Source organism: Serpentinimonas sp. SSL01, from assembly GCF_056323735.1.
Genome location: NZ_CM150487.1, coordinates 114,784 through 133,152 on the forward strand (window position 1 = coordinate 114,784; position 18,369 = coordinate 133,152).

An 18,369-nucleotide genomic window follows, 5' to 3' on the forward strand; every position below is an offset into this window, starting at 1 on the left:
GTCTCCTTGGGCTAGTTGTCGATGGGGGCGGTGAGGGAGGTGTAAATGGGTTCGAGCGCGGCGATGCGCCCGGCCGCGCTGTAGGCGGTGAACGAGCGGCCACGGGCAAAGCCGATCAGGGTCTGGCCGCACTGGTTGGCCAAGCTGACGCCGAGCTTGGTGGGTGCCGACACCGCCACCAGCACCGTGATGCCAAAGGTGGCGGCCTTTTGCACCATCTCGAAGCTGGCGCGGCTGCTCACCAGGGCAAAGCCGCTGGCTGGGTCGGTGCCGCGCGCGGCCAAGGCACCGATGAGTTTGTCTAGCGCGTTGTGGCGCCCCACGTCTTCGCGCACGCAGCTTATGCCACCGTCTGGGCTGCACCAGGCGGCGGCGTGCGTGGCCCCGGTGCGGTTGCGCAGCGCCTGCAGCGGCTCCAGCTCGGTCAGCGCACGCTCGATGGCTTGGGTGCCCAAGCGCGGGCCGCGACCGCGCAGATCGGGCAGCGGCCGCAGCACGCCGGGTAGGCTTTCGGTGCCGCACAGGCCGCAGCCGCTGCGCCCGACCAGGTTGCGCTGGCGCAGCGCCAGCAATGGCTCCAGCGCCGGGGTGGCGATTTCGATCGCCAAGCGCGCGCTGCCGCCGCCCACCCAGGTCTGCACGGATTCGTATTGATCCTGTCGTGCAATGCCTTCGCTGAGGGTGAAGCCCAGCGCCAGATCGGCCAGGTCGGCCGGGCTGGCCATCATCACCGCGAAGGGCGTGGCGTTGTATTCGATGGCCACCGGGATTTCCTCGGCCAGCTCGTCCAGCGCGGCCCGGCGCGTGCCGTCGCGCCAGCACCAGACCGGTTGAGTGGTTGCACTAGAATGGTTCATGGGGGAAACCCTAATTAACGCATCCAAGACCAAAGCTTGTGTTTGCGAATTATCCAATAAAAAAAACCTGCCGTGTTGTGTGTTTTTTATGGGGCTGCGCAAGCGTCTGCAGGATGGTCTTGCAGTGCGGCTGCAAATGATCTGAAAGATCGCGTAAAATTTTGAAATTAAGCTCTGGTCTTGCTGATCCATCCACTTGGCGCTGTTCGGGTTAAGTGTTGATGGGTGCTTGATGAATACCAGCAAGTCCCTGAATCACAAGGTTTTTTTCAATCAGATGTGGTAGGCGAACTGAGGGGCATCAGCTCACTTGTCCATGCCTAACCTGAACAGCGCCATCCACTTGAGGAGACACAATGAAATCCAACGCCTCCCCGGCCCCCACCTGGCTGGGTATCGATCTGGTTAAAAACCGCTGGATCTTTCCCCTATTGGGCGCGCTCACCACCTTGATCGGTGGCGCCGCCTATGCCTTTAGCGTGTTTGTGCGCCCGCTCGAAGCCGAATTCGGCTGGACCCGCGCCGAGACCGTCGCCGCCTTTTCCACCGCCATGTTCGTTTTTGGCATTCTGATGTTTGTCGGCGGTTATTTCGTCGACAAATACGGCCCACGAATCGTGTTCTTTGTGGGCGCGGCCTTTTTGGCCACGTCGCAGATTCTTTCGGCGCAAATCGACACCGTGGTTGAGCTGGTGCTGACCTTCGGCGTAGTCGGCGGCATCGGTCTGGGCCTGACCTACACCGCCGCCACGGTGGCCGTGAGCTCGCGCTGGTTCCCGGATAAAAAGGGTATGGCGATCGGCTTTGCGGTGCTGGGTTTTGGCTTGGGGGCGGCGGTGGCGGGGCCGGTCTGGACCGCCAGCATCGCCGCCATCGGCTGGCGTGAAACCTATATGTGGACTGGGGCCGTGTTTGCAATCGGTCTATTCATCATCGGCACGGTACTGCGCTTTCCACCCGCCGACTGGCATTTCGTGCCCGGCCGCGGCTGGGAGCCCATGGACGATGCCACCGCCGCTGCCGCCCGTGGCAAAAACGAGGTCGCCATCAACCCGAACGACCTGACCTTCGCCGAGGCCGCACGCACACCGCAGATGTGGCTCACCGGAGCCATGTTCTTCCTGAGCATCTTTGGTGGCCTGATGGCGGTTTCGCAACTGGCGGCCTTTGCCCGCGACGCCCAGCCGACCGGCATCGGCATGGCCGCCGCCGCCGCCGGCTTGGTGGTGATGACCATGGCCATCTTCAACGGCGCCGGGCGCCCGACTTGGGGCGCCATATCCGACATCATCGGCATTCGCAACACCTACATGATCGTGATCTGCCTCATGATCGCCGCCATGCTGACCCTGAGCATCGCCGCCACGCCGACCATGATGTTCGTCGCCGCTGGGCTCACCGGCTTTGCCTTTGGCGGCATACTGGCCCTGAACCCGATCCTGACCACGGCCTTCTTTGGCTCCACCTACGTCGCGCGCATCTACGGCCTGGTGTATCTGATCGGTTTTGGCGGCGGCGGCTTCTTCGGGCCGATGGTGGGCGGCATGGTGCGCACCCAAACCGGCAGCTACGACATGGCCTTCCTGAGCGCGGCCGCCACCGCCACCGTGGCGCTGGTGCTGGCCTTTTTCCTGGTGCCTAAGAGCGGCCAGGAACACCTCAAGCGCCCGGGTGCGGCGCCTGCTCCGCGTACCGATGTGGCGGCCTGAGCCCCCACGGTTACACTCAAGAGCCGCGCCCACCACTGCAAGCCGTGCAGTGGTGGGCGCGCGCGCGGCGCACCAAAGGGCAGCCGCTTGATCAACGGCCTGAGGTGAGGCGCTGTCCATGGATGTTTTGCTCGAATTTTTCCACACCTTCCTGACCCAGTTCCAAACCCCCACGCTGGCGTTTTTGCTGGGGGGTATGTTGGCGGCGGCATTGGGCAGCAAGCTCGATATTCCAGACGCCATCTACCGCTTCTGCGTTTTCATGCTGCTGATGCGCATCGGCATTCAGGGCGGCATGGAAATACGCGGCGGCGACATCGGCGCCATGCTGTTGCCGGCCTTGTTCAGCGCCGTGATCGGCATGACGATCGTGGTATTGGGTTGGTTGACCTTGGCGCGCATGAATGGCGTAAAAAAAGACGATGCCCTGGCCACCGCAGGCCTATTTGGCGCCGTCAGTGCGTCCACCATGGCTGCGGCCATGTTTATGCTCGAAGACGAAGGCATTTATTTCGAAGCCTGGGTGCCGGCTTTGTATCCGTTCATGGATATTCCGGCGCTGGTGCTGGCCATCGTATTGGCCAATATGTACTTGAGCAAAAAGGACGGCTCCACCAAGCGGGTGGCGATTTGGCCCATCGTCAAAGAAAGCCTGCAAGGCCCAGCGCTGTCGGCCATGCTGCTGGGTGTGGCGATCGGGCTGTTTACGCGCCCCGAGGCGGTATTTGAAGGCTTTTACGACCTGCTGTTTCGTGGCCTATTGACGGTGTTGATGATCACCATGGGCATCGAGGCCTATCAGCGCCTGAACGAATTGCGCAAGGTCGCGCATTGGTACATCGCCTACGCCTTCGTGATGCCGATCGTGCACGGTTTGATTGCATTTGGTTTGGGTTACGTGGCGCACGTGCTGGTGGGTTTCAGCCCCGGGGGCGTGATCTTGCTGGCGATCATCGCTGCGTCCAGTTCCGATATCTCGGGCCCGCCCACGCTGCGCGCCGGCATCCCCACGGCCAACCCGTCGTCGTACATCGGCTCATCGACCGGCATCGGCACGCCGGTGGCGATCGCCATCTGCATCCCCTTGTTCTTGATCCTCGGGCGCTGGGTTTTTGACCTATGATAAGGATTTTGGGTACAGAAATGCTGAACAAGGCCAAGAAGGTGGTGGTGGTCACCGAAAAGATTTTGCTCGACAAGGTGGTGACGCTGGCCATGGCAGCCGGGGCCACCGGTTACACGGCGGTGTACGCCAACGGACAAGGGCACCGCGGTGTGCGCTCCGACGCCCTGAGTGGGCATGGTGAGATTTTTAGCAACGTCAAGATAGAATTCATCACCGCCAGGCCCGAGGTGGCGCAAAAGATCATCGATGGGGTGGTGTCGACCTATTTCGGCAACTACTCCGGTATCTCGTACGTGGAAGACGTCGAAGTGGCGCGTACAAGCCAGTTCTGACGGGCACCCTAGCGTGCCCTGCGCGGTCCAGCGACGGCGACAAAATCCAAACCAGCTTCGATGCAAGACCGCACCGCCAGCGACCATGGGCACTGGGCCCAAGCCCTGATACAGGGCCGACACAGCACCTCGCCACGGCGCCTGTGCGCGCCGGGGCCCGACGCGGCGCAGCAGCAGCTGATCTTGGCGGCGGCGGCGGCCGGGCCCGACCATGGGCGCATTTTGCCGTGGCGCCTGATTGAGGTGCCGCTGGCGCAGCGCGCGCGCTTGGGGGCGGCTTTTGCGGCGGCCTTGCTGGAGCGCGACCCCCAAGCCAGCGCCGAGCAACTGGCGCAGGCCGCCGACAAAGCGCAGCGCGCGCCTTGGCTGCTGCTGGCGCTGCTGCGCCTGAATGCTGCGGGGGCCGAGACTCCCCAAATCCCCGATCACGAGCGCCTGTTGTCGGCCGGCGCGGCCTTGCAAAACATGCTGCTGCAAGCCAGCGCGCTGGGCTTGGGTTCGAGCCTCACCAGCGGCCAGGCGTTGCAATCGGCCCCGCTGCGGCATTTGTTTGGCTTGGCCGACGATGAAATGGCGCTGTGCTTTGTCAACATCGGCCATGTGGTGCAGCCCCGGGCAGTGCGCGAGCGGCCCGCCGTGGACGCTTACTTTAGCCGCTTGGCTGCGCCGACTCCAAGCTGACGCGCCGCAATGACCTTGGCCTCTGATGCAAACTGGCCCGTGACGGCCTTGGTGCTGGCTGGCGGGCGCGGCAGCCGCATGGGCGGGGTGGACAAGGGGCTGGTGCGCTTGCAAGGGGTGCCGCTGGTGCAGTGGGCGCTGCAGCGCTTGCGCGCGCAAGTCACCGATGGCGCCGATGCTGGAGCCGGGCCGCTGCAACTGGCGATCAATGCCAACCGCGAATGGGCCGACTACGCCGCCTTCGGGCTGCCGGTGTGGCCGGATCCGGTGGGGCATTTTGCCGGCCCGTTGGCGGGTTTTGCCGCCGGTTTGCAGCACTGCCGCACGCCTTTGCTGCTCACGGTGCCCTGCGATGTGCCGTTGTTTCCGCTCGATCTGCTGCGGCGCTTGCACCACGCCCTGCTGCAGGAACAGGCCGACATGGCGCTCGCCGCTGCGCCCGATGAGTGCGGAACCCTGCGCTGGCAACCGGTTTTTTGTCTGATGCGCGCCAGTCTGCGCCCCAGTCTGCTCGATTACATCGCCCAAGGGGGCGGCAAGGTGCAGGCGTGGGCGCGCACGCAGCGTTGCGCCGTGGTGCCCTTCGATGCCCCCACCGACAACCCGCTGGCTTTTCGCAACCTGAATACGCCGCAGGAGCTGCGCGAGTTGGAGGCGCAGCTGGCCGCGCTCGGCGCGGGGGCCGGCCTCCCGTTGGACCGACCGATGGCACCGCAACCGGCGCCGGGGTGATCATTGCCAGGGCAATGCCTGCAAGCGCGCCACTTCTTCAACGTGGCGCAGCCGCGCATCGATGATCGACTGCTCGATGTGATCGGCGGCACCCGGTGCCTGTCCCAACCGGCGCGCGGCGCGCAACCGCTCCAGGGCGCCGGGGGCGTCGAGCAGGGCCAGCCGGGCCTCGGCTTCGGCGCGGGCGGCGCGCACGGGCTGCTGCTGCGCCAGATGCAGCCCGGCCAGGGTTTGCCAAGCCAAGGCGTCGTTGGGGTGCAAGCTGGTGCGCGCTTGAAGGCGCGCGATCGCCAGCCGCTGCAGTTCGGTGCCGTGCTGCAAGCTGGCTTGGGCCCCGAGCAGCAGCGCAGCCCGGCGATCTGATTGCAGCGCGGCTTGCAGCAGGGTGCCGAGCTGTTGCTGTTGTGCCAGGGGCAGCGCCTGCGCTGGCAGCAGCAGCAACAGCTCCAGCTGCAACCAGCGCAACTTCTCTTGGGTGGCGGGTTCGGTGGGGGCCAGCGCCTGCAAGCGCTGCAAGCCGTGCAGCGCCAGCGCCGGTTCGCGCAACCGCGCCGCAGCCAAGGTGGCGGCGTAGAGGCGGCCCAGTTCCTCATTCTCTAGGGCCGTTGGCAAGTGGCTGGCTGACCGCCCAGCGCTGGACGCGCGCAGGGTGGCGGCCAAGGCTTGCAGCCGATCGCTGCCGGTTTCAGACAGCACACGCGCCCGCGCCGCCATGAGCGCGTGCACCGGCGCCGGTACCGGGCTTTGGGCTTGGCGCGCCGGCCCCAGATCGTGCAACCGTGCTTCGATGTCGGCGCTGCGCTCGGCGGTCATGGGGTGGGTGCGCAGGTAGGGGAAGGACCCGCCGTCGTTGAGCCGCGCAGCGGCTTGCAGTTTGCTGAACAGGGTGACAAAACCGCGGCCATCGAAGCCGGCTTCGGCCATGATGTCCAGCCCCACGCGGTCGGCCTCGCGCTCCATGTCGCGCGAAAACGCGAGCTGACCTTGCAGCGCCACCGCTTGCCCGCCGGCCATGGCGGCGTTGGCGATGTCGGCGTTGCGCGCGGCGTTGGCGGCCAGCGCACCCAAAATCATGGCCCCGATCACCCACGGCGTTTGCTGCTGGCCGTGCTCGATGCGGCGCGCGATGTGGCGCTGCGACACATGCGCCAGCTCGTGCGCCAGCACGGCGGCGATTTCGTCGGCGCTGGTGCTGATGGCCAGCAGCCCCAAGTGCAGGCCCAAGTAGCCACCCGGCAGGGCAAAGGCGTTGACACTGCGCTCGCGGCTTAACAGCAGCTCCCAGGCAAAGCGCTCGGCCAGCTCGGGCGAGACTTCGCCGCGGCGCTGGGCCGCTTGCATCAGCGGCTGCCAAATGCTTTGCAGGTAGTCGTGCAGCAGCGGGTCGTCGATGAAGTCGGGGCTGCGGTAGAGCGAGCGCGCGATTTCGTCGCCCAAGCGCCGCTCCTGCGCCAACGACAGCGCGCTGGCGCCGCCCAAGGCGGGCAAATTGGGGGTGGCCGCCGCAGTGGGTAGCGTGGCTGCAGGCAGCACCAGCACCGCCAGCCCCAAGACCAACAACCATGGGCGGCAGCGTTGCAACAGGTTCGTTCTCATGGCCGTATGATGCCAGCATGGCGCAAAAGTGCGCTCCATCCGTCGTCGCCAGCCCTCCAGGCCCCTCCACCACCCCTCTTGCCGCCAGAACATGTCCGAGCCATCAACCCATTTAACCCATTTCGACTCCCAAGGCCAAGCCCACATGGTCGATGTGGGGGCCAAGCCGGCCAGCCACCGCGTGGCGGTGGCTCAGGGCCTGATCCGGCTCGAAGCGGCCACCTTGGGGTTGATCGAGGCCGGCAGCGCGAAAAAAGGCGATGTGTTGGGCGTGGCGCGGCTGGCCGGCATCATGGCGGCCAAAAAAACCAGCGATCTCATCCCACTGTGCCACCCGGTGGCGCTGAGCCACGTCGGGCTCGATTTCGAGCTCTTGGCCGAAGGGCCGGCCGTGCGCTGCACCGCCCGCGCCGAGACGGTGGGGCCGACCGGGGTCGAGATGGAAGCGCTCACTGCCGTGCAAGTGGCGCTGCTGACGATCTACGACATGTGCAAGGCGGTGGACCGGGGCATGGAGATCACCGGCGTGCGCCTGCTGCACAAAGCCGGCGGGCGCTCGGGCGACTACCGGGCCCCAGACCGGCCCGCCGCAGAGGTTCAGTAGCTAAACACGCCGCGCCCGCTCTTGCGGCCCAAGCGGCCGGCGGCCACCAGTTCTTTGAGCAGCGGGCAGGGGCGGTATTTGCTGTCGTTGAACTCGGACACAAAGACGTTCATCACCGCCAAGCAGACGTCGAGCCCGATCAGGTCGGCCAGCGCCAGTGGCCCAATGGGGTGGTTGCAGCCCAGTTTCATGCCCGAGTCGATGTCTTCGGCGCTGGCCAGCCCTTCGGCGAGCACAAAAAAGGCCTCGTTGATCATCGGGATCAGCACCCGGTTGACGACAAAACCGGGCGCGTTTTTGACCGTGATCGGCGTTTTGCCGAGCTTGAGCGCGAGCGCATGCACGGCGGCATGGGTGGCGTCGCTGGTCTGCAGGCCACGGATGAGCTCGACCAGCGCCATCATCGGCACCGGGTTGAAAAAGTGCATGCCGATGAAGCGCTCGGGCCGCCCGCTCAAGGCCGCCAGCTGGGTGATGCTGATCGAGCTGGTGTTGGTGGCGACCACGGTTTCGGCCGGCAGCAGCGCGTCGAGCTGGCGCAGGATGCTGAGCTTGAGCTCGAGGTTTTCGGTGGCGGCTTCGATCACCAGTTGCGCCCCTTGCAGCGCGGCGTAGTCGGTGCCGACCTGGATGCGCGCCAGCGCGGCGTCTTTGTCGGCGGCGCTGATTTTTTCTTTTTTCAGCAAGCGATCGAGGTTGCTGGTGACGGCGGCCAAGCCTTTTTGCACCGCAGCGGCGTTGATGTCAACCATCACGACCGCGACGCCGTTGAGCGCGCAGACCTGCGCGATGCCGTGGCCCATGGTGCCGGCGCCAAGGATGCCGACGGTGTGGATTTCGCTCATGTGTGCTCTCCTGAAGGGTTGGATAAGGCTGATGGGAACAGGGTCATTATGCCGTTGCGCGCTCCCCGAGCATGACAATTCGGTGGCGCCAGCGCGTCCCTTTGGCGCCATGCCGCGCGCCCAAAGCCAAAGCCCCGAGGGCGGTGACGCACTCGGGGCTTTGGGGCCACCTCACCAAAGCACGGAAATCATCCGGCCTAGGTGGGGAGCAGATCGGTACCGATCAGGCAACCGATAGATCAGGCAGCCGATTTGCTGGAACGGGCAGCCGGTTTGGCGCTGGCAGCAGCGGTGCTGGTGACGGCGTTGAAGTTGGCTTCGGCCAGCTCGGTGGCTTGCTTGACGCCTTTTTGCACCAATTCCATGGCGGCGCTGGCGGTCGAGACGGCGCTTTTCACGGCAGCCACGGCCGACTCCGAACCCTGGGGCGCGTTTTTCACGGCGCTGTCCACGGCGGCGACGAACTGCTTTTGCGCGTCCGAGGCTTGGGCTTCGGCGACTTTGCTCAGCTCGGCGCCCATGCCGGTGGCGATTTCGTACAGGTGGCGGCTGTAGGAAGCGGCTTTCTCGGCCAAGGGTTGCAGGGCGGCGCTTTGCAGGGCGACCACGTCTTGCAGGTCTTTGGCACCCAGCACGGCTTGGGCGTGGCTGGCGCTTTCCGACAGCGAAGCGCGGGCGGCTTGCAGGTTCAGCTCGTTCAGGCGCTCGACGCTGGCCAGCGCCTTGCTGCTCAGATCAAACAGGGTGGAGACTTGGGCTTTTTGGGCGGCGAGGATTTGTTCAACGGTCAACATGGCAGGGTTCCTTAAAAAAAGGGTGAGGGCAAAAGATCTGACAGTTCGAAAACTGTAGCGCGCGTTTGCTTCAAAACCGTGTCAGCCCGGATTTGCTGCGCTGCAACATGAAACGAAGTATAGGGGCTGTGGCGCGCTTTGCAAGTCTTTTTTGTTGCGGTGCAACAAAAACCCCCAAAAACCCTCAGAGCACGTGCCCGACCGGCTTGTGCCACAGTCAAAGGGAACTCTGCCGCTGGGCGGTGTCGAATCGCAGCCTCTCAACCTCAACCTCACAGGATCTTTATGCTCTACGCCTCCCTCAAAACCGTGCACCTGCTGGCCATCATCGTTTGGCTGGGCGGCATGGTGTTTGCCATGTTCTTCTTGCGCCCGGCGCTGGCCACGCTCGAACCGTCGGTGCGCCTGCCGATCATGCACGAGGTCATGCGGCGCTTTGCCAACGCGGTGGTGGCGGTGTCGCTGGTCGCGCTGTTTACCGGGTTGTGGATGATCGGCAACGTGGCGCGCGCCGCTTCCGAGGGCGGGGGCAGCTTCACCATGCCGCTGGACTGGAAAGTGATGTCTACTTTGGGCGTTCTGATGCTGCTGATCGTCGGCCACATCCGCTTTGCCCTCTTTAAGCGCTGCGACAAAGCGGTGCAAGCCAAAGACTGGCCAGCCGCCGCGGCGGTGATGGACAAAGTGCGCACTTGGGTGCTGGTGAACTTGGCCATCGGCGTGTTCATCGTCGGCTTTACGCTGCTCAACTAAGCGCTGAACCCGCTGCCCCTTGGGCAGCAGGCTACAACCAGCCGCCTCCAGAACCCACCCGCAACGTGCCCTCAGAGCGTCTGGCTTTAGGCGCGTTGGGCGGTCTGCAGCGGCAGCTCGAGGTGGCGCAGATCCGGGTCTTCGGGGTGCACGCTGATGTGAAAGCCGAGCTTGCGCCCCAGCCCCAGCATGCCGTCGTTTTCGCGCAGCACCGCGCCCACGATGCGCTGGGTGCCGTGGGCGCGCAGGTAGCGGATCAGTTTGTCCATCAGAATCCAACCCAGCCGGTGCCCCTTCATGTCGGAGCGCACCAGCACGCCGAATTCGGCCTCGAGGTTGTCGGGGTCGCCTAGGCCGCGCACGTCGCCGATCATCTCCTCGCTGCCGTCGGGCAGGGGCAGGGTGGCGATGAAGGCCATCTCGCGCTCGTAGTCGATCTGCGTCATGCGCGCCAACTCGCTGTGCTCGAAGCTGCGCCGGCTGTAGAACAGGCGCAGGCGGATGTCTTCGGGGTCGAGTTGCTCAAAAAAGCGCTCCAGCAGCCCCTCGTCCTCGGGCCGGATCGGGCGCAGCGTGAGCGTGCGGCCGTCGGCAAAGGGCAGGGTTTCGATCAGCTCGAGCGGGTAGGGTCGGATGGCAAAGTTGGCCGCTCCGGCCGGGCGCTCGCGGCTCAGGCGCAGCCGCGCATCGAGCACCAGCGCGCCCTCGGGGTTGAGCAGCAGCGGGTTGATGTCGAGTTCGGCGATTTCGGGCACCTCGGCCAGCAGCTGCGACACCGCCACCAGGGCGTCGATGAGCGCCTCCAGCTTGGCCGCGGGCACGTTGCGGTAGCCCTGCAGCAGCCGCGCCACGCGGGTGCGCTCGACCAGCGAGCGCGCCAGCTTGCCGTTGAGCGGCGGCAGCGCCACCGAGCGGTCCGACAGCACCTCGACGGCGACGCCGCCTTGCCCGAACACCATCACCGGGCCAAACAGCGGGTCGATGCGCGCACCGATGATCAGCTCATGCGCGTGCTGGCGCCGCACCATGGGCTGCACGGTGAAGCCTTCGATGCGCGCCTGCGGCAGGAGTTGCAACACGCGCTCGAGCATCGAGCGCGCCGCTTGCTCCACTTCGGCGGCGTTGTGCAGGTTCAGGCGCACGCCACCGACATCGGACTTGTGCGTGATGTCGTGCGACAAAATCTTGAGCGCCACCGGAAAGCCCAGCGTGCCGGCAGCATAGACGGCCGCCTCGGGTTCGGGGGGCACGACCCGGGTGGGCGTGACCGGCAAGCCGGCGCGTTTGAGCAGTTCTTTGGTTTCGGGCTCGGTGAGCCACTCGCGCCCGTCGGCCAGCACGAACTCGACCAGTTCGCGGATGCCGGGCAAGTCCATGCGGCTGTGCAGCGGCGCAGCGGGCGGGGTCTCCATCAGGTCGATCTGGTGGTGCCGGTGCAGGCGCAGCGAGGCGAAGGCGCGCACCGCGTCTTCCGGGGTGTCGTAGTCGGGGATGCCGGCAGCACGAAACAGCGCGCTGGCCTCGGCTACGGCCTGCGTGCCCAGCCAGCAGCCAAGCACGCGCACCGGTTTTTCGCTCGCCAGCGGCAGCAGCGCCTGGGCGATGTCGAGGCTGGGCACGTGGCCGGTGGGGGCGTGCACCAGCAGCACGGCGCAGTCGCGCTCGCGCAGCAGGATGCGCAGGGCGTCGAGGTAGCGCTGCGGTGGCGCATCGCCGCCGATGTCCACCGGGTTGGCGCGCGACCAGCCGACGGGCAGCACCGCGTCGAGCTCGGCGATGCGCTCGGGGCTCAGGGGCGCCAGCTGCACGCGGGCGTAGTCGGCGGCGTCGGCGGCCAGCACGCCGGCCCCGCCGCCGTTGGTGAGCACGATCAGCTGTTCGCTGCGGTTGTCGCGAAAGCGCGCCAGCAGCTCGGCCGCCATGAACAGGTGCTGCAGCCGGAACACGCGCAACATGCCGGCGCGCGACACGGCGGCGTCAAAGACGCGGTCGCTGCCGGCCAGTGCCGCGCTGTGCGTCGAGGCGGCCTGCTGGCCCTGGCCCGAGCGCCCGCCCTTGACCACGATCAGCGGTTTGTTGCGCGCCGCCACCCGCGCGGCGGACAAAAATTTGCGCGGCTCGTCCAGCGTCTCGACGTAGAGCATGATGGCGCGCGTGCGCGCATCGCTGGCGAGGTAGTCGAGCACGTCGGCAAAATCGACGTCGGCGTGCTCGCCCAGGGCAATGAAGTGCGAAAAGCCGATCTGGCGCGAACTGGCCCAGTCCATCATGGCGGTGACCAGCGCCGCCGACTGCGACACGAAAGCCACCGACCCGGGTTGCGCGCCCACTTGCGCCAAGCTGATGTTGAGCCCCAAGTGGGGCACCAGCAGGCCGGTGCAGTCGGGGCCCAGGATGCGCAGCGCGTAGGGCTGGGCAGCGGCCAGCATGGCCTGCTTTTGCGCCGCGCTCAAGCCCGTGCTCACCACCACCGCCGCCTTGCAGCCGCGCGCGCCCAAGGCCGCGATCAGGGCGGGCACGGTGGCCGCCGGGGTGCAGATCACGGCCAAGTCGGGGGTTTGCGGCAGCTCGGTCACGCTGTGCCAGACCTTGTGCGCGCCCAGCTGGCGCAGGCGCGGGTTGACAGCGTGCAGCGTGCCCTTGAACTCGGCCGCGAGCCGGTTCCAGATCGAGGTGCCGTCGCGTTGCGGGCGGTCAGAGGCCCCAAAAACCGCGACGCTGCGCGGGGCCAACAAAGCATGCAAATGGCGGGTCATCATGGTTGTTTGCGCGGTGGCATCCAAGCGATCAGGGCCGAGCGCATGGCTTCTTCGACGCTCATGTCGATCGGTGTCAGCCAAGCGCGCGGAACGAACACAGTGTAGCCGCCGATCATGTAGCCCATGGGCAAATAGACCGCCACCCGGTCGCCCTGCAAAAAACCGGTGGGCAGGCCGGCGACGTGGTTGCGCGTGACCAAGCCCACCACTTCGAGCGGCTGCTCGGGCCAGCGCACAATCACCACCTGCTGCGTCGTTTCGCCGGCGTTTTGCGGCGAAAAATAGTCGGCAAAGCTTTTGAGCGAGTTGTAGATGCTGCGCACCACCGGAATGTTGGTGAAGGGCAGCTCGACCCAGTTGAGCAGGCGCGAGGTGTCTTGGCGCGAGATCAGGTAGCCGGTCAGGATGATGATGCCGATGGCCACCAGCAGCCCCAAACCGGGGATGTAGAGGCTGCCCAGCAGCGGGCGAATCAGGTAGGAAGCCAGCGACTCCGACCATGCCACCAAGGCAAACAGCAGATAAACGGTGAGCAACAGCGGCAAAATGGTGATCAGGCCGCGCAGAAAGTACTGCGGCAGGCGTTTGACGAGGGCGGTCGGGCGGGTGGAATCCATGTGAGGCGCTCGGTTGAAAGCCGCAAGCGTGACAGTTTCATGCAGCAGAGCCGATTGTGCGCGATGATTGCAAGCCGGTGTCGATGGCACGCGGTCGGGTGTCTGTGGGTGGTAACGGGCCAATCGGCCAAGAAAGGGGATATGGGCAAATTGCTGGATGGCTTGGTGTGGCTGCTGGGCGCGTTGCTGCGCCTGGTGCTGTGGCTGTTTTTGATTGGGATCGGGGTTTTGCTGCTGGTCGTGGCGCTGCCTTTGCTGCTGCTGGGCGCTCTGTGGGCCTTGCTGCGCGGGCGGCGCGTGGCCGTGCCGCTGGCGGCCGAGCTGCTGCGCCGCCAGATGCAGGAGCGGATGCGCGCCCGCGGGCGCGGTTGGGGTGGGCGGGCCAGCCGCGGCCCCGGCGCTGCCGCTGGGCGTGGCGACGAGGTGGTCGATGTCGAGGCGCGCGATGTGGAGGTGCGCGAGGGCCAGACCCCCAATCCGACCTTGCCCGGCGACGGCCCAAGCAGGCCCCCCGGCGACCCGCGCCCATAACACAGCGGCCGCGGGCGCCACCACGCCGGCCCCTCAGGGCTGTGTGCGGCCGCAGGGCAGGGCGCAGAGGGCTTTGGCCTAGCTGGCTTGGCGCGCTTGGCGCTGCAGCGCCGCATCGTAGAGCGCGTTGCGCGGCGCGCCGGTGATCTCGGCACACAGGCGCACGGCGGTTTTCAGGGGCAGCTCGGGCAGCAGCAGATCGAGCACGCGCAGCGCCTCGGCACCTAGGCCGGCATCTGGTCCGGCCTCGGGGTCGGTGGCCGGCGCGGCCTCGGGCGGGTGCAGCAGCAGGGCAAATTCGCCGCGCAGGCGCTGCGGCTTGGCCGCCAGCCAAGCGGGCAGGTCGGCGCAGGGCAGGGTAGCGATCTCCTCGAACTGCTTGGTCAGCTCGCGGCCTACGGTGAGGCACCGCGCACCCAAGGCCGCCAGTTCGCGCGCCAGCGCCGGGATGCGGTGCGGGGCCTCGAGCAGCACGCCGGCCTGCGGCAGCTGCGCCAAGCGGCGCAGTGCGCGCTCGCGCGCCGCCCCCTTGGCGGGCAGAAAGCCGAGGAAAACAAAACCCGGCGCCGCCTCGCTCTCGACCCAGCCGGCCACGCTGAGCAAGGCGGTGAGGCTGCTGGCGCCGGGCAGCGGCACGCAGCGCAGGCCGGCGGCGGCCACGGCTTGGCACAGCCGGGCGCCGGGGTCGCTGATGCCGGGGGTGCCGGCGTCGCTCACGTAGGCGATGCGCGCGCCGGCTTGCAGCCGCGCCACCACGGCGGCGGCGGCTTCGCGCTCGTTGTGCTGATGCAGCGCCAGCAAGGGGCGCTCGATGCCGTAGGCACGCAGCAGCGCGGCGCTGTGGCGCGTGTCTTCGCAGGCCACGGCATCGACTTGCTGCAGCAGGTGCAGCGCGCGCAGGCTGATGTCGGCCAAGTTGCCGATCGGGGTCGCCACCAGGTACAGGGTGGCAGGCGGATAATGCTGCGCACCGGCCACTGCCTGGGCGGCTTGCAGGGCAAGTGCGCCCGAGGGGTTGACAGAGACCATGAACGAAATCTTTAAACCGGCCACCGATGCGGCAACCAAGGCAGCGGAAACCAAGCCGAGGCCAGCCAAGCCAGCGCCAGCCGCCACGGGACAGAAGGCTCAGAGCACCAAAGCCCCAAGCACCAAAGAACGGGGCGCCGCCGCCGAGGCGCTGGCCCTGGCCTTCCTGCAGCGCCAAGGCTTGCGCCTGCTGGTGCGCAATTTTCGCACGCCGGGGCGTGGCGGCGGCGAGATCGACCTGATTCTGCGTGAGCGCGACGGCACGCTGGTGTTTGTGGAGGTGCGTCAGCGCCGCCAGCGCAGCCACGGTGGTGCGGCGGCGTCGGTCTCGGCGCTCAAGCAGCGGCGCCTGCTGTTTGCGGCGCGGCATTATTTGCTGCGCTGGGCGCAGCTGCCGCCGTGCCGCTTCGATGTGGTGGCCGTGCAAGGCGAAGGCGAGGCGCTGGAAATCGAATGGTTGCGCGCCGCCTTCAACGCCGACGGCCTTTAACGGATGCTGTCCGCAAACAAAGGGTTACGCCTGCAGCGCGGGGCCAAGGTGGGCGCTGCCCACCGCACAGGTATCATAGGCGGATTGATTCATCTGTAAGGAATTTGGCCATGGCTTTAGACAAGGGTTCGCACAACGCACGGCTGTTGGCGGTGGCGGCGCTGGTGCTGGCGGCGGCGATGGGCCTGTCGGCCTGCGCGCCGCTGATCGCGGGCGGCGCGGTGGCCGGTACGGTGCTGGTGGCCACCGACCGCCGCACCTCGGGCGCCATGGTCGAAGACCAAGGCATCGAAATGCGCGCCGCCAGCCGGCTGCGCGCCGAGATCGGCAACCGCGGCCGCGTCAACGTCACCAGCTACAACCGGCGCGTGCTCATCACCGGCGAAGTGGCCACCGAAGCCGACCGCGCGCTGGCGCTGCGCGTGGTGGCCGGGGTGGAAAACGTGCTGGCGGTGGTCGATGAGCTGGCCGTCATGGGGTCGCCTTCGCTCACCGCGCGCTCGGCCGATCTGCTGGTGAGCGCTCGCGTGCGCGCCGGCCTGATCGACGCCGCCGACCTGTCTTCCAATGCGTTTTTGATCGTCACAGAGCGCGGCACCGTCTATCTGCTGGGCCGGGTGACGGCGCGCGAAGCCGACCGGGCTACCGAGATCGCGCGCCGCACCGCTGGCGTGCAGCGCGTGGTGCGGGTGTTCGAGCTCATCACCGAAGAAGAGCTGGCGCGCATTGCACCGGCACCGGCGCCGGCCAACGCGGCCCCCCGAGCCCCCGCAGGCAACTAAAGGGCGCAGGGAAAGGGCGCAGAGGCAGAAGGGCGCGGGCAACAAGCGTGCCCCGCAGCGCCTCTAGCGCAGCCGCCGCACCAGGCTCGAGGTGTCCCAGCGGCCGCCGCCCATGCGCTGCACGTCGGCGTAGAACTGGTCCACCAGCGCCGTCACCGGCAGCGAGGCGCCGTTGCGCTGCGCCTCGGCCAGCACCAGCCCCAGGTCTTTGCGCATCCAGTCCACCGCAAAGCCGAAGTCGAAGCGGTCGGCCACCATGGTCGGGCCGCGCTGCTGCAGCTGCCAGCTCTGCGCCGCGCCTTGGCCGATGACCTCGAGCACCTGCCCCATGTCGAGCCCGGCGCGCTGGCCAAAAGCCACCGCCTCGCTCAAGCCCTGCAGCAGCCCGGCGATGCAGATTTGGTTCACCATTTTGGTGAGCTGCCCGGCGCCGCAGGGCCCCATCAGCGTCACGGCGCGGGCGTAGGCCTGCAAGGTGGGGCGCACGCGCTCGAAGGCCTCGGGTGCGCCGCCGCACATCAGCGTGAGTTGCCCGTTTTGCGCCCCCAGTTGGCCGCCCGAGACCGGGGCGTCGAGAAAATGCAGCCCGCGCGCCCGTGCCAGCGCGTCGAACTCGCGCGCCAGCTCGACCGAGGCGGTGGTGTGGTCCACCAGCAGCGCGCCCGCGGCCAAGCCGGCCATGGCGCCGTGCTCGCCCAGCAGCACCGCGCGCACGTCGGCGTCGTTGCCCACGCAGCACAGCACCATGTCAGCCCCAAGCGCGGCCAGCCGCGGCGTGGGCTGGCTGGCGCCACCGAACTCGGCCACCCAGGCCTGCGCCTTGGCGGGGTTGCGGTTATAGACCGTGACCTGGTGCCCGGCTTGCGCCAGGTGGCCGGCCATGGGAAAGCCCATCGCGCCCAAGCCGATGAAGGCCAGCTTGAGCGGCGCCACAGCGGCGTGGATTTTGGGGTTCAGACTGGGCATGGTGGTTTAGAGGATTTGCAGGTGTTCGGTGCCCGCCCCCAGATCGGTGTTGCGGGCGCGCTGGCTTTGCAGCTTGATGCGCAGCTTGAGGTCGTTTTGCGAGTCGGCGTTGCGGATGGCTTCTTCAAAGCTGATCAAGTTGGCTTCGAAGGCCGTAAAAAGCGACTGGTCGAAGGTCTGCATCCCGACCTCGACGCTCTTTTTCATGGTTTCCTTGAGCTCGTTGATCTCGCCCTTCATGATCTGGTCGGCGATCAGGCCGCTGTGCAGCAAAATCTCGACCACGGCGTAGCGGCCCTTGCCGTCTTGGCGCGGCAGCAGGCGCTGCGCCACCATGCCGCGCAGGTTGAGCGAGACGTCCTTCAGAATCTGCGCGTGCACCGCTTCGGGGAAGAAGTTGATGATGCGCTCCATGGCCTGGTTGGCGCTGTTGGCGTGCAGCGTGGCCAAGCACAAATGCCCGGTTTCCGAGAACGAAATCGCGTGCTGCATGGTTTCGCGGTCGCGGATCTCGCCCATCAAAATCACGTTCGGGGCTTGGCGCAGCGAGTTTTTGAGGGCAACGTCCCAGCCGTCGGTGTCGAGCCCCACTTCGCGTTGCGTCACGATGCAGTTTTTGTGCTGGTGCACGAACTCCACCGGGTCTTCGATGGTCACGATGTGCTCGTGCGTGTGCTCGTTGCGCCAGTCCACCATGGCGGCCAGCGTGGTCGATTTGCCCGAGCCGGTGCCGCCCACCAAGATGCAGATGCCGCGTTTGGCCAGCGCCAGGTTTTTGAGCACCTGCGGCAGCCCCAGGCTGTCGATGGTCGGGATTTTGGCCGGAATGGTGCGCATCACCAGCCCGACCTTACCCATCTGCACAAAGGCGTTGACGCGAAAGCGCCCAATACCTCCGGGGGAAATGGCAAAGTTGCACTCCATGGTGCGTTCGAACTCGGCCGACTGCTTGTCGTTCATGAGCGCGCGCACCAGCGCCTGCGTGTGCTGGCCCGAAAGCGGCTGCGGCGAGACCTTGGCGATCTTGCCGTCGACCTTGATCGCCGGTGGGAAGTCGGCGGTGAGAAACAGATCGCTGCCGTTGCGGCTCACCAGCAGGCGCAGCAGGTCGTTGACGAATTGGCTGGCTTGATCGCGTTCCATGGCGGCCTCTTTGGGGGTGACTA

Annotated in this window: 19 protein-coding genes; 10 read left to right on the plus strand and 9 right to left on the minus strand. The window is 66.7% G+C overall.

The genetic code is table 11. The features are described from left to right. Positions 1-11 precede the first annotated feature (11 nt). Positions 12-857 carry a formate dehydrogenase accessory sulfurtransferase FdhD gene (gene fdhD, locus ACVMK0_RS00575; protein WP_476463946.1) on the minus strand — a complete coding sequence of 282 codons (846 nt, stop codon included), beginning with the start codon at positions 855-857 and terminating at the stop codon, positions 12-14. Positions 858-1,213: 356 nt separating this feature from the next. Between fdhD and ACVMK0_RS00580 the strand changes: the two genes are divergently transcribed. The 5 genes from ACVMK0_RS00580 (at position 1,214) to mobA (ending at position 5,437) form a co-directional block, all read left to right on the plus strand. Further along, on the plus strand, positions 1,214-2,566 hold the full coding sequence (locus ACVMK0_RS00580; RefSeq protein ID WP_476463947.1) for an MFS transporter: 1,353 nt from the start codon (positions 1,214-1,216) through the stop codon (positions 2,564-2,566). 118 nt (positions 2,567-2,684) lie between these two features. Continuing rightward, entirely contained in the window at positions 2,685-3,689 is a 1,005-nt protein-coding gene (locus tag ACVMK0_RS00585; protein WP_045534291.1) for a sodium-dependent bicarbonate transport family permease, read from the plus strand. Further along, complete coding sequence (locus tag ACVMK0_RS00590) at positions 3,686-4,024, plus strand: P-II family nitrogen regulator (RefSeq protein WP_476463948.1); 339 nt, start codon at positions 3,686-3,688, stop codon at positions 4,022-4,024. Before ACVMK0_RS00585 ends, ACVMK0_RS00590 begins: the two co-directional genes overlap by 4 nt. Before the next feature lie 60 nt (positions 4,025-4,084). Continuing rightward, on the plus strand, positions 4,085-4,705 hold the full coding sequence (locus ACVMK0_RS00595) for a nitroreductase family protein (protein ID WP_476463949.1): 621 nt from the start codon (positions 4,085-4,087) through the stop codon (positions 4,703-4,705). A 9-nt stretch (positions 4,706-4,714) separates the two neighbouring features. After that, the gene (gene mobA, locus ACVMK0_RS00600; protein WP_045534297.1) at positions 4,715-5,437 is read left to right on the plus strand and encodes a molybdenum cofactor guanylyltransferase MobA; all 723 of its coding nucleotides are present in this window, start codon (positions 4,715-4,717) and stop codon (positions 5,435-5,437) included. Here the strand turns inward: mobA and ACVMK0_RS00605 are convergent, their stop codons facing one another. Next, on the minus strand, positions 5,438-7,033 hold the full coding sequence (locus ACVMK0_RS00605; protein ID WP_476463950.1) for a M48 family metalloprotease: 1,596 nt from the start codon (positions 7,031-7,033) through the stop codon (positions 5,438-5,440). 91 nt (positions 7,034-7,124) lie between these two features. Here ACVMK0_RS00605 and moaC point away from each other — a divergent pair, with 91 nt between their 5' ends. Then, positions 7,125-7,637 carry a cyclic pyranopterin monophosphate synthase MoaC gene (gene moaC, locus ACVMK0_RS00610; protein WP_045534300.1) on the plus strand — a complete coding sequence of 171 codons (513 nt, stop codon included), beginning with the start codon at positions 7,125-7,127 and terminating at the stop codon, positions 7,635-7,637. Here moaC and ACVMK0_RS00615 read toward each other — a convergent pair. Continuing rightward, the gene (locus tag ACVMK0_RS00615) at positions 7,631-8,482 is read right to left on the minus strand and encodes a 3-hydroxybutyryl-CoA dehydrogenase (RefSeq protein ID WP_045534301.1); all 852 of its coding nucleotides are present in this window, start codon (positions 8,480-8,482) and stop codon (positions 7,631-7,633) included. The two genes, moaC and ACVMK0_RS00615, sit on opposite strands and share 7 nt — an antisense overlap. A 239-nt stretch (positions 8,483-8,721) precedes the next feature. After that, the gene (locus ACVMK0_RS00620) at positions 8,722-9,276 is read right to left on the minus strand and encodes a phasin family protein (RefSeq protein ID WP_045534302.1); all 555 of its coding nucleotides are present in this window, start codon (positions 9,274-9,276) and stop codon (positions 8,722-8,724) included. 285 nt (positions 9,277-9,561) lie between these two features. Here ACVMK0_RS00620 and ACVMK0_RS00625 point away from each other — a divergent pair, with 285 nt between their 5' ends. Beyond that, positions 9,562-10,029, plus strand: coding sequence for a CopD family protein (locus tag ACVMK0_RS00625; RefSeq protein ID WP_045534307.1), 468 nt, complete (start codon positions 9,562-9,564; stop codon positions 10,027-10,029). A gap of 86 nt (positions 10,030-10,115) precedes the next feature. Here the strand turns inward: ACVMK0_RS00625 and ACVMK0_RS00630 are convergent, their stop codons facing one another. Both ACVMK0_RS00630 and ACVMK0_RS00635 read right to left on the minus strand, forming a co-directional pair. Next, positions 10,116-12,788 carry a bifunctional acetate--CoA ligase family protein/GNAT family N-acetyltransferase gene (locus ACVMK0_RS00630; RefSeq protein ID WP_476463951.1) on the minus strand — a complete coding sequence of 891 codons (2,673 nt, stop codon included), beginning with the start codon at positions 12,786-12,788 and terminating at the stop codon, positions 10,116-10,118. Next, positions 12,785-13,405: a DUF502 domain-containing protein gene (locus ACVMK0_RS00635; RefSeq protein ID WP_476463952.1), complete on the minus strand. Its 621-nt coding sequence runs from the start codon at positions 13,403-13,405 to the stop codon at positions 12,785-12,787. Before ACVMK0_RS00635 ends, ACVMK0_RS00630 begins: the two co-directional genes overlap by 4 nt. A gap of 141 nt (positions 13,406-13,546) precedes the next feature. Between ACVMK0_RS00635 and ACVMK0_RS00640 the strand changes: the two genes are divergently transcribed. Further along, entirely contained in the window at positions 13,547-13,936 is a 390-nt protein-coding gene (locus tag ACVMK0_RS00640) for a hypothetical protein (protein WP_476463953.1), read from the plus strand. Positions 13,937-14,014: 78 nt separating this feature from the next. Here ACVMK0_RS00640 and rsmI read toward each other — a convergent pair whose 3' ends face one another. Beyond that, a complete protein-coding gene (gene rsmI / locus ACVMK0_RS00645) occupies positions 14,015-14,965 on the minus strand; it encodes a 16S rRNA (cytidine(1402)-2'-O)-methyltransferase (RefSeq protein ID WP_476463954.1) in 951 nt (316 codons plus the stop codon). On the opposite strand from rsmI, the gene ACVMK0_RS00650 reads away from it, so the two are divergent. Then, a complete protein-coding gene (locus ACVMK0_RS00650; RefSeq protein WP_476463955.1) occupies positions 14,964-15,455 on the plus strand; it encodes a YraN family protein in 492 nt (163 codons plus the stop codon). The genes rsmI and ACVMK0_RS00650 overlap by 2 nt on opposite strands. A gap of 110 nt (positions 15,456-15,565) precedes the next feature. Continuing rightward, entirely contained in the window at positions 15,566-16,237 is a 672-nt protein-coding gene (locus ACVMK0_RS00655) for a BON domain-containing protein (protein WP_250960706.1), read from the plus strand. Positions 16,238-16,300: 63 nt separating this feature from the next. Here ACVMK0_RS00655 and ACVMK0_RS00660 read toward each other — a convergent pair whose 3' ends face one another. Next, a complete protein-coding gene (locus ACVMK0_RS00660; RefSeq protein WP_476463956.1) occupies positions 16,301-17,203 on the minus strand; it encodes an NAD(P)-dependent oxidoreductase in 903 nt (300 codons plus the stop codon). 6 nt (positions 17,204-17,209) lie between these two features. Beyond that, positions 17,210-18,346 carry a PilT/PilU family type 4a pilus ATPase gene (locus ACVMK0_RS00665; protein WP_476463957.1) on the minus strand — a complete coding sequence of 379 codons (1,137 nt, stop codon included), beginning with the start codon at positions 18,344-18,346 and terminating at the stop codon, positions 17,210-17,212. Positions 18,347-18,369: the final 23 nt, after the last annotated feature.

Coding starts and splice junctions, on each gene's coding strand:
- ACVMK0_RS00620 (WP_045534302.1), bottom strand. CDS start 9,276: ATGTTGACCGTTGAACAAATCCTCGCCGCCCAAAAAGCCCAAGTCTCC.
- ACVMK0_RS00595 (WP_476463949.1), top strand. CDS start 4,085: ATGCAAGACCGCACCGCCAGCGACCATGGGCACTGGGCCCAAGCCCTG.
- ACVMK0_RS00660 (WP_476463956.1), bottom strand. CDS start 17,203: ATGCCCAGTCTGAACCCCAAAATCCACGCCGCTGTGGCGCCGCTCAAG.
- ACVMK0_RS00650 (WP_476463955.1), top strand. CDS start 14,964: ATGAACGAAATCTTTAAACCGGCCACCGATGCGGCAACCAAGGCAGCG.
- mobA (WP_045534297.1), top strand. CDS start 4,715: ATGACCTTGGCCTCTGATGCAAACTGGCCCGTGACGGCCTTGGTGCTG.
- ACVMK0_RS00625 (WP_045534307.1), top strand. CDS start 9,562: ATGCTCTACGCCTCCCTCAAAACCGTGCACCTGCTGGCCATCATCGTT.
- ACVMK0_RS00640 (WP_476463953.1), top strand. CDS start 13,547: ATGGGCAAATTGCTGGATGGCTTGGTGTGGCTGCTGGGCGCGTTGCTG.
- ACVMK0_RS00605 (WP_476463950.1), bottom strand. CDS start 7,033: ATGAGAACGAACCTGTTGCAACGCTGCCGCCCATGGTTGTTGGTCTTG.
- ACVMK0_RS00655 (WP_250960706.1), top strand. CDS start 15,566: ATGGCTTTAGACAAGGGTTCGCACAACGCACGGCTGTTGGCGGTGGCG.
- ACVMK0_RS00665 (WP_476463957.1), bottom strand. CDS start 18,346: ATGGAACGCGATCAAGCCAGCCAATTCGTCAACGACCTGCTGCGCCTG.
- moaC (WP_045534300.1), top strand. CDS start 7,125: ATGTCCGAGCCATCAACCCATTTAACCCATTTCGACTCCCAAGGCCAA.
- rsmI (WP_476463954.1), bottom strand. CDS start 14,965: ATGGTCTCTGTCAACCCCTCGGGCGCACTTGCCCTGCAAGCCGCCCAG.
- ACVMK0_RS00585 (WP_045534291.1), top strand. CDS start 2,685: ATGGATGTTTTGCTCGAATTTTTCCACACCTTCCTGACCCAGTTCCAA.
- ACVMK0_RS00580 (WP_476463947.1), top strand. CDS start 1,214: ATGAAATCCAACGCCTCCCCGGCCCCCACCTGGCTGGGTATCGATCTG.
- ACVMK0_RS00615 (WP_045534301.1), bottom strand. CDS start 8,482: ATGAGCGAAATCCACACCGTCGGCATCCTTGGCGCCGGCACCATGGGC.
- ACVMK0_RS00635 (WP_476463952.1), bottom strand. CDS start 13,405: ATGGATTCCACCCGCCCGACCGCCCTCGTCAAACGCCTGCCGCAGTAC.
- fdhD (WP_476463946.1), bottom strand. CDS start 857: ATGAACCATTCTAGTGCAACCACTCAACCGGTCTGGTGCTGGCGCGAC.
- ACVMK0_RS00590 (WP_476463948.1), top strand. CDS start 3,686: ATGATAAGGATTTTGGGTACAGAAATGCTGAACAAGGCCAAGAAGGTG.
- ACVMK0_RS00630 (WP_476463951.1), bottom strand. CDS start 12,788: ATGATGACCCGCCATTTGCATGCTTTGTTGGCCCCGCGCAGCGTCGCG.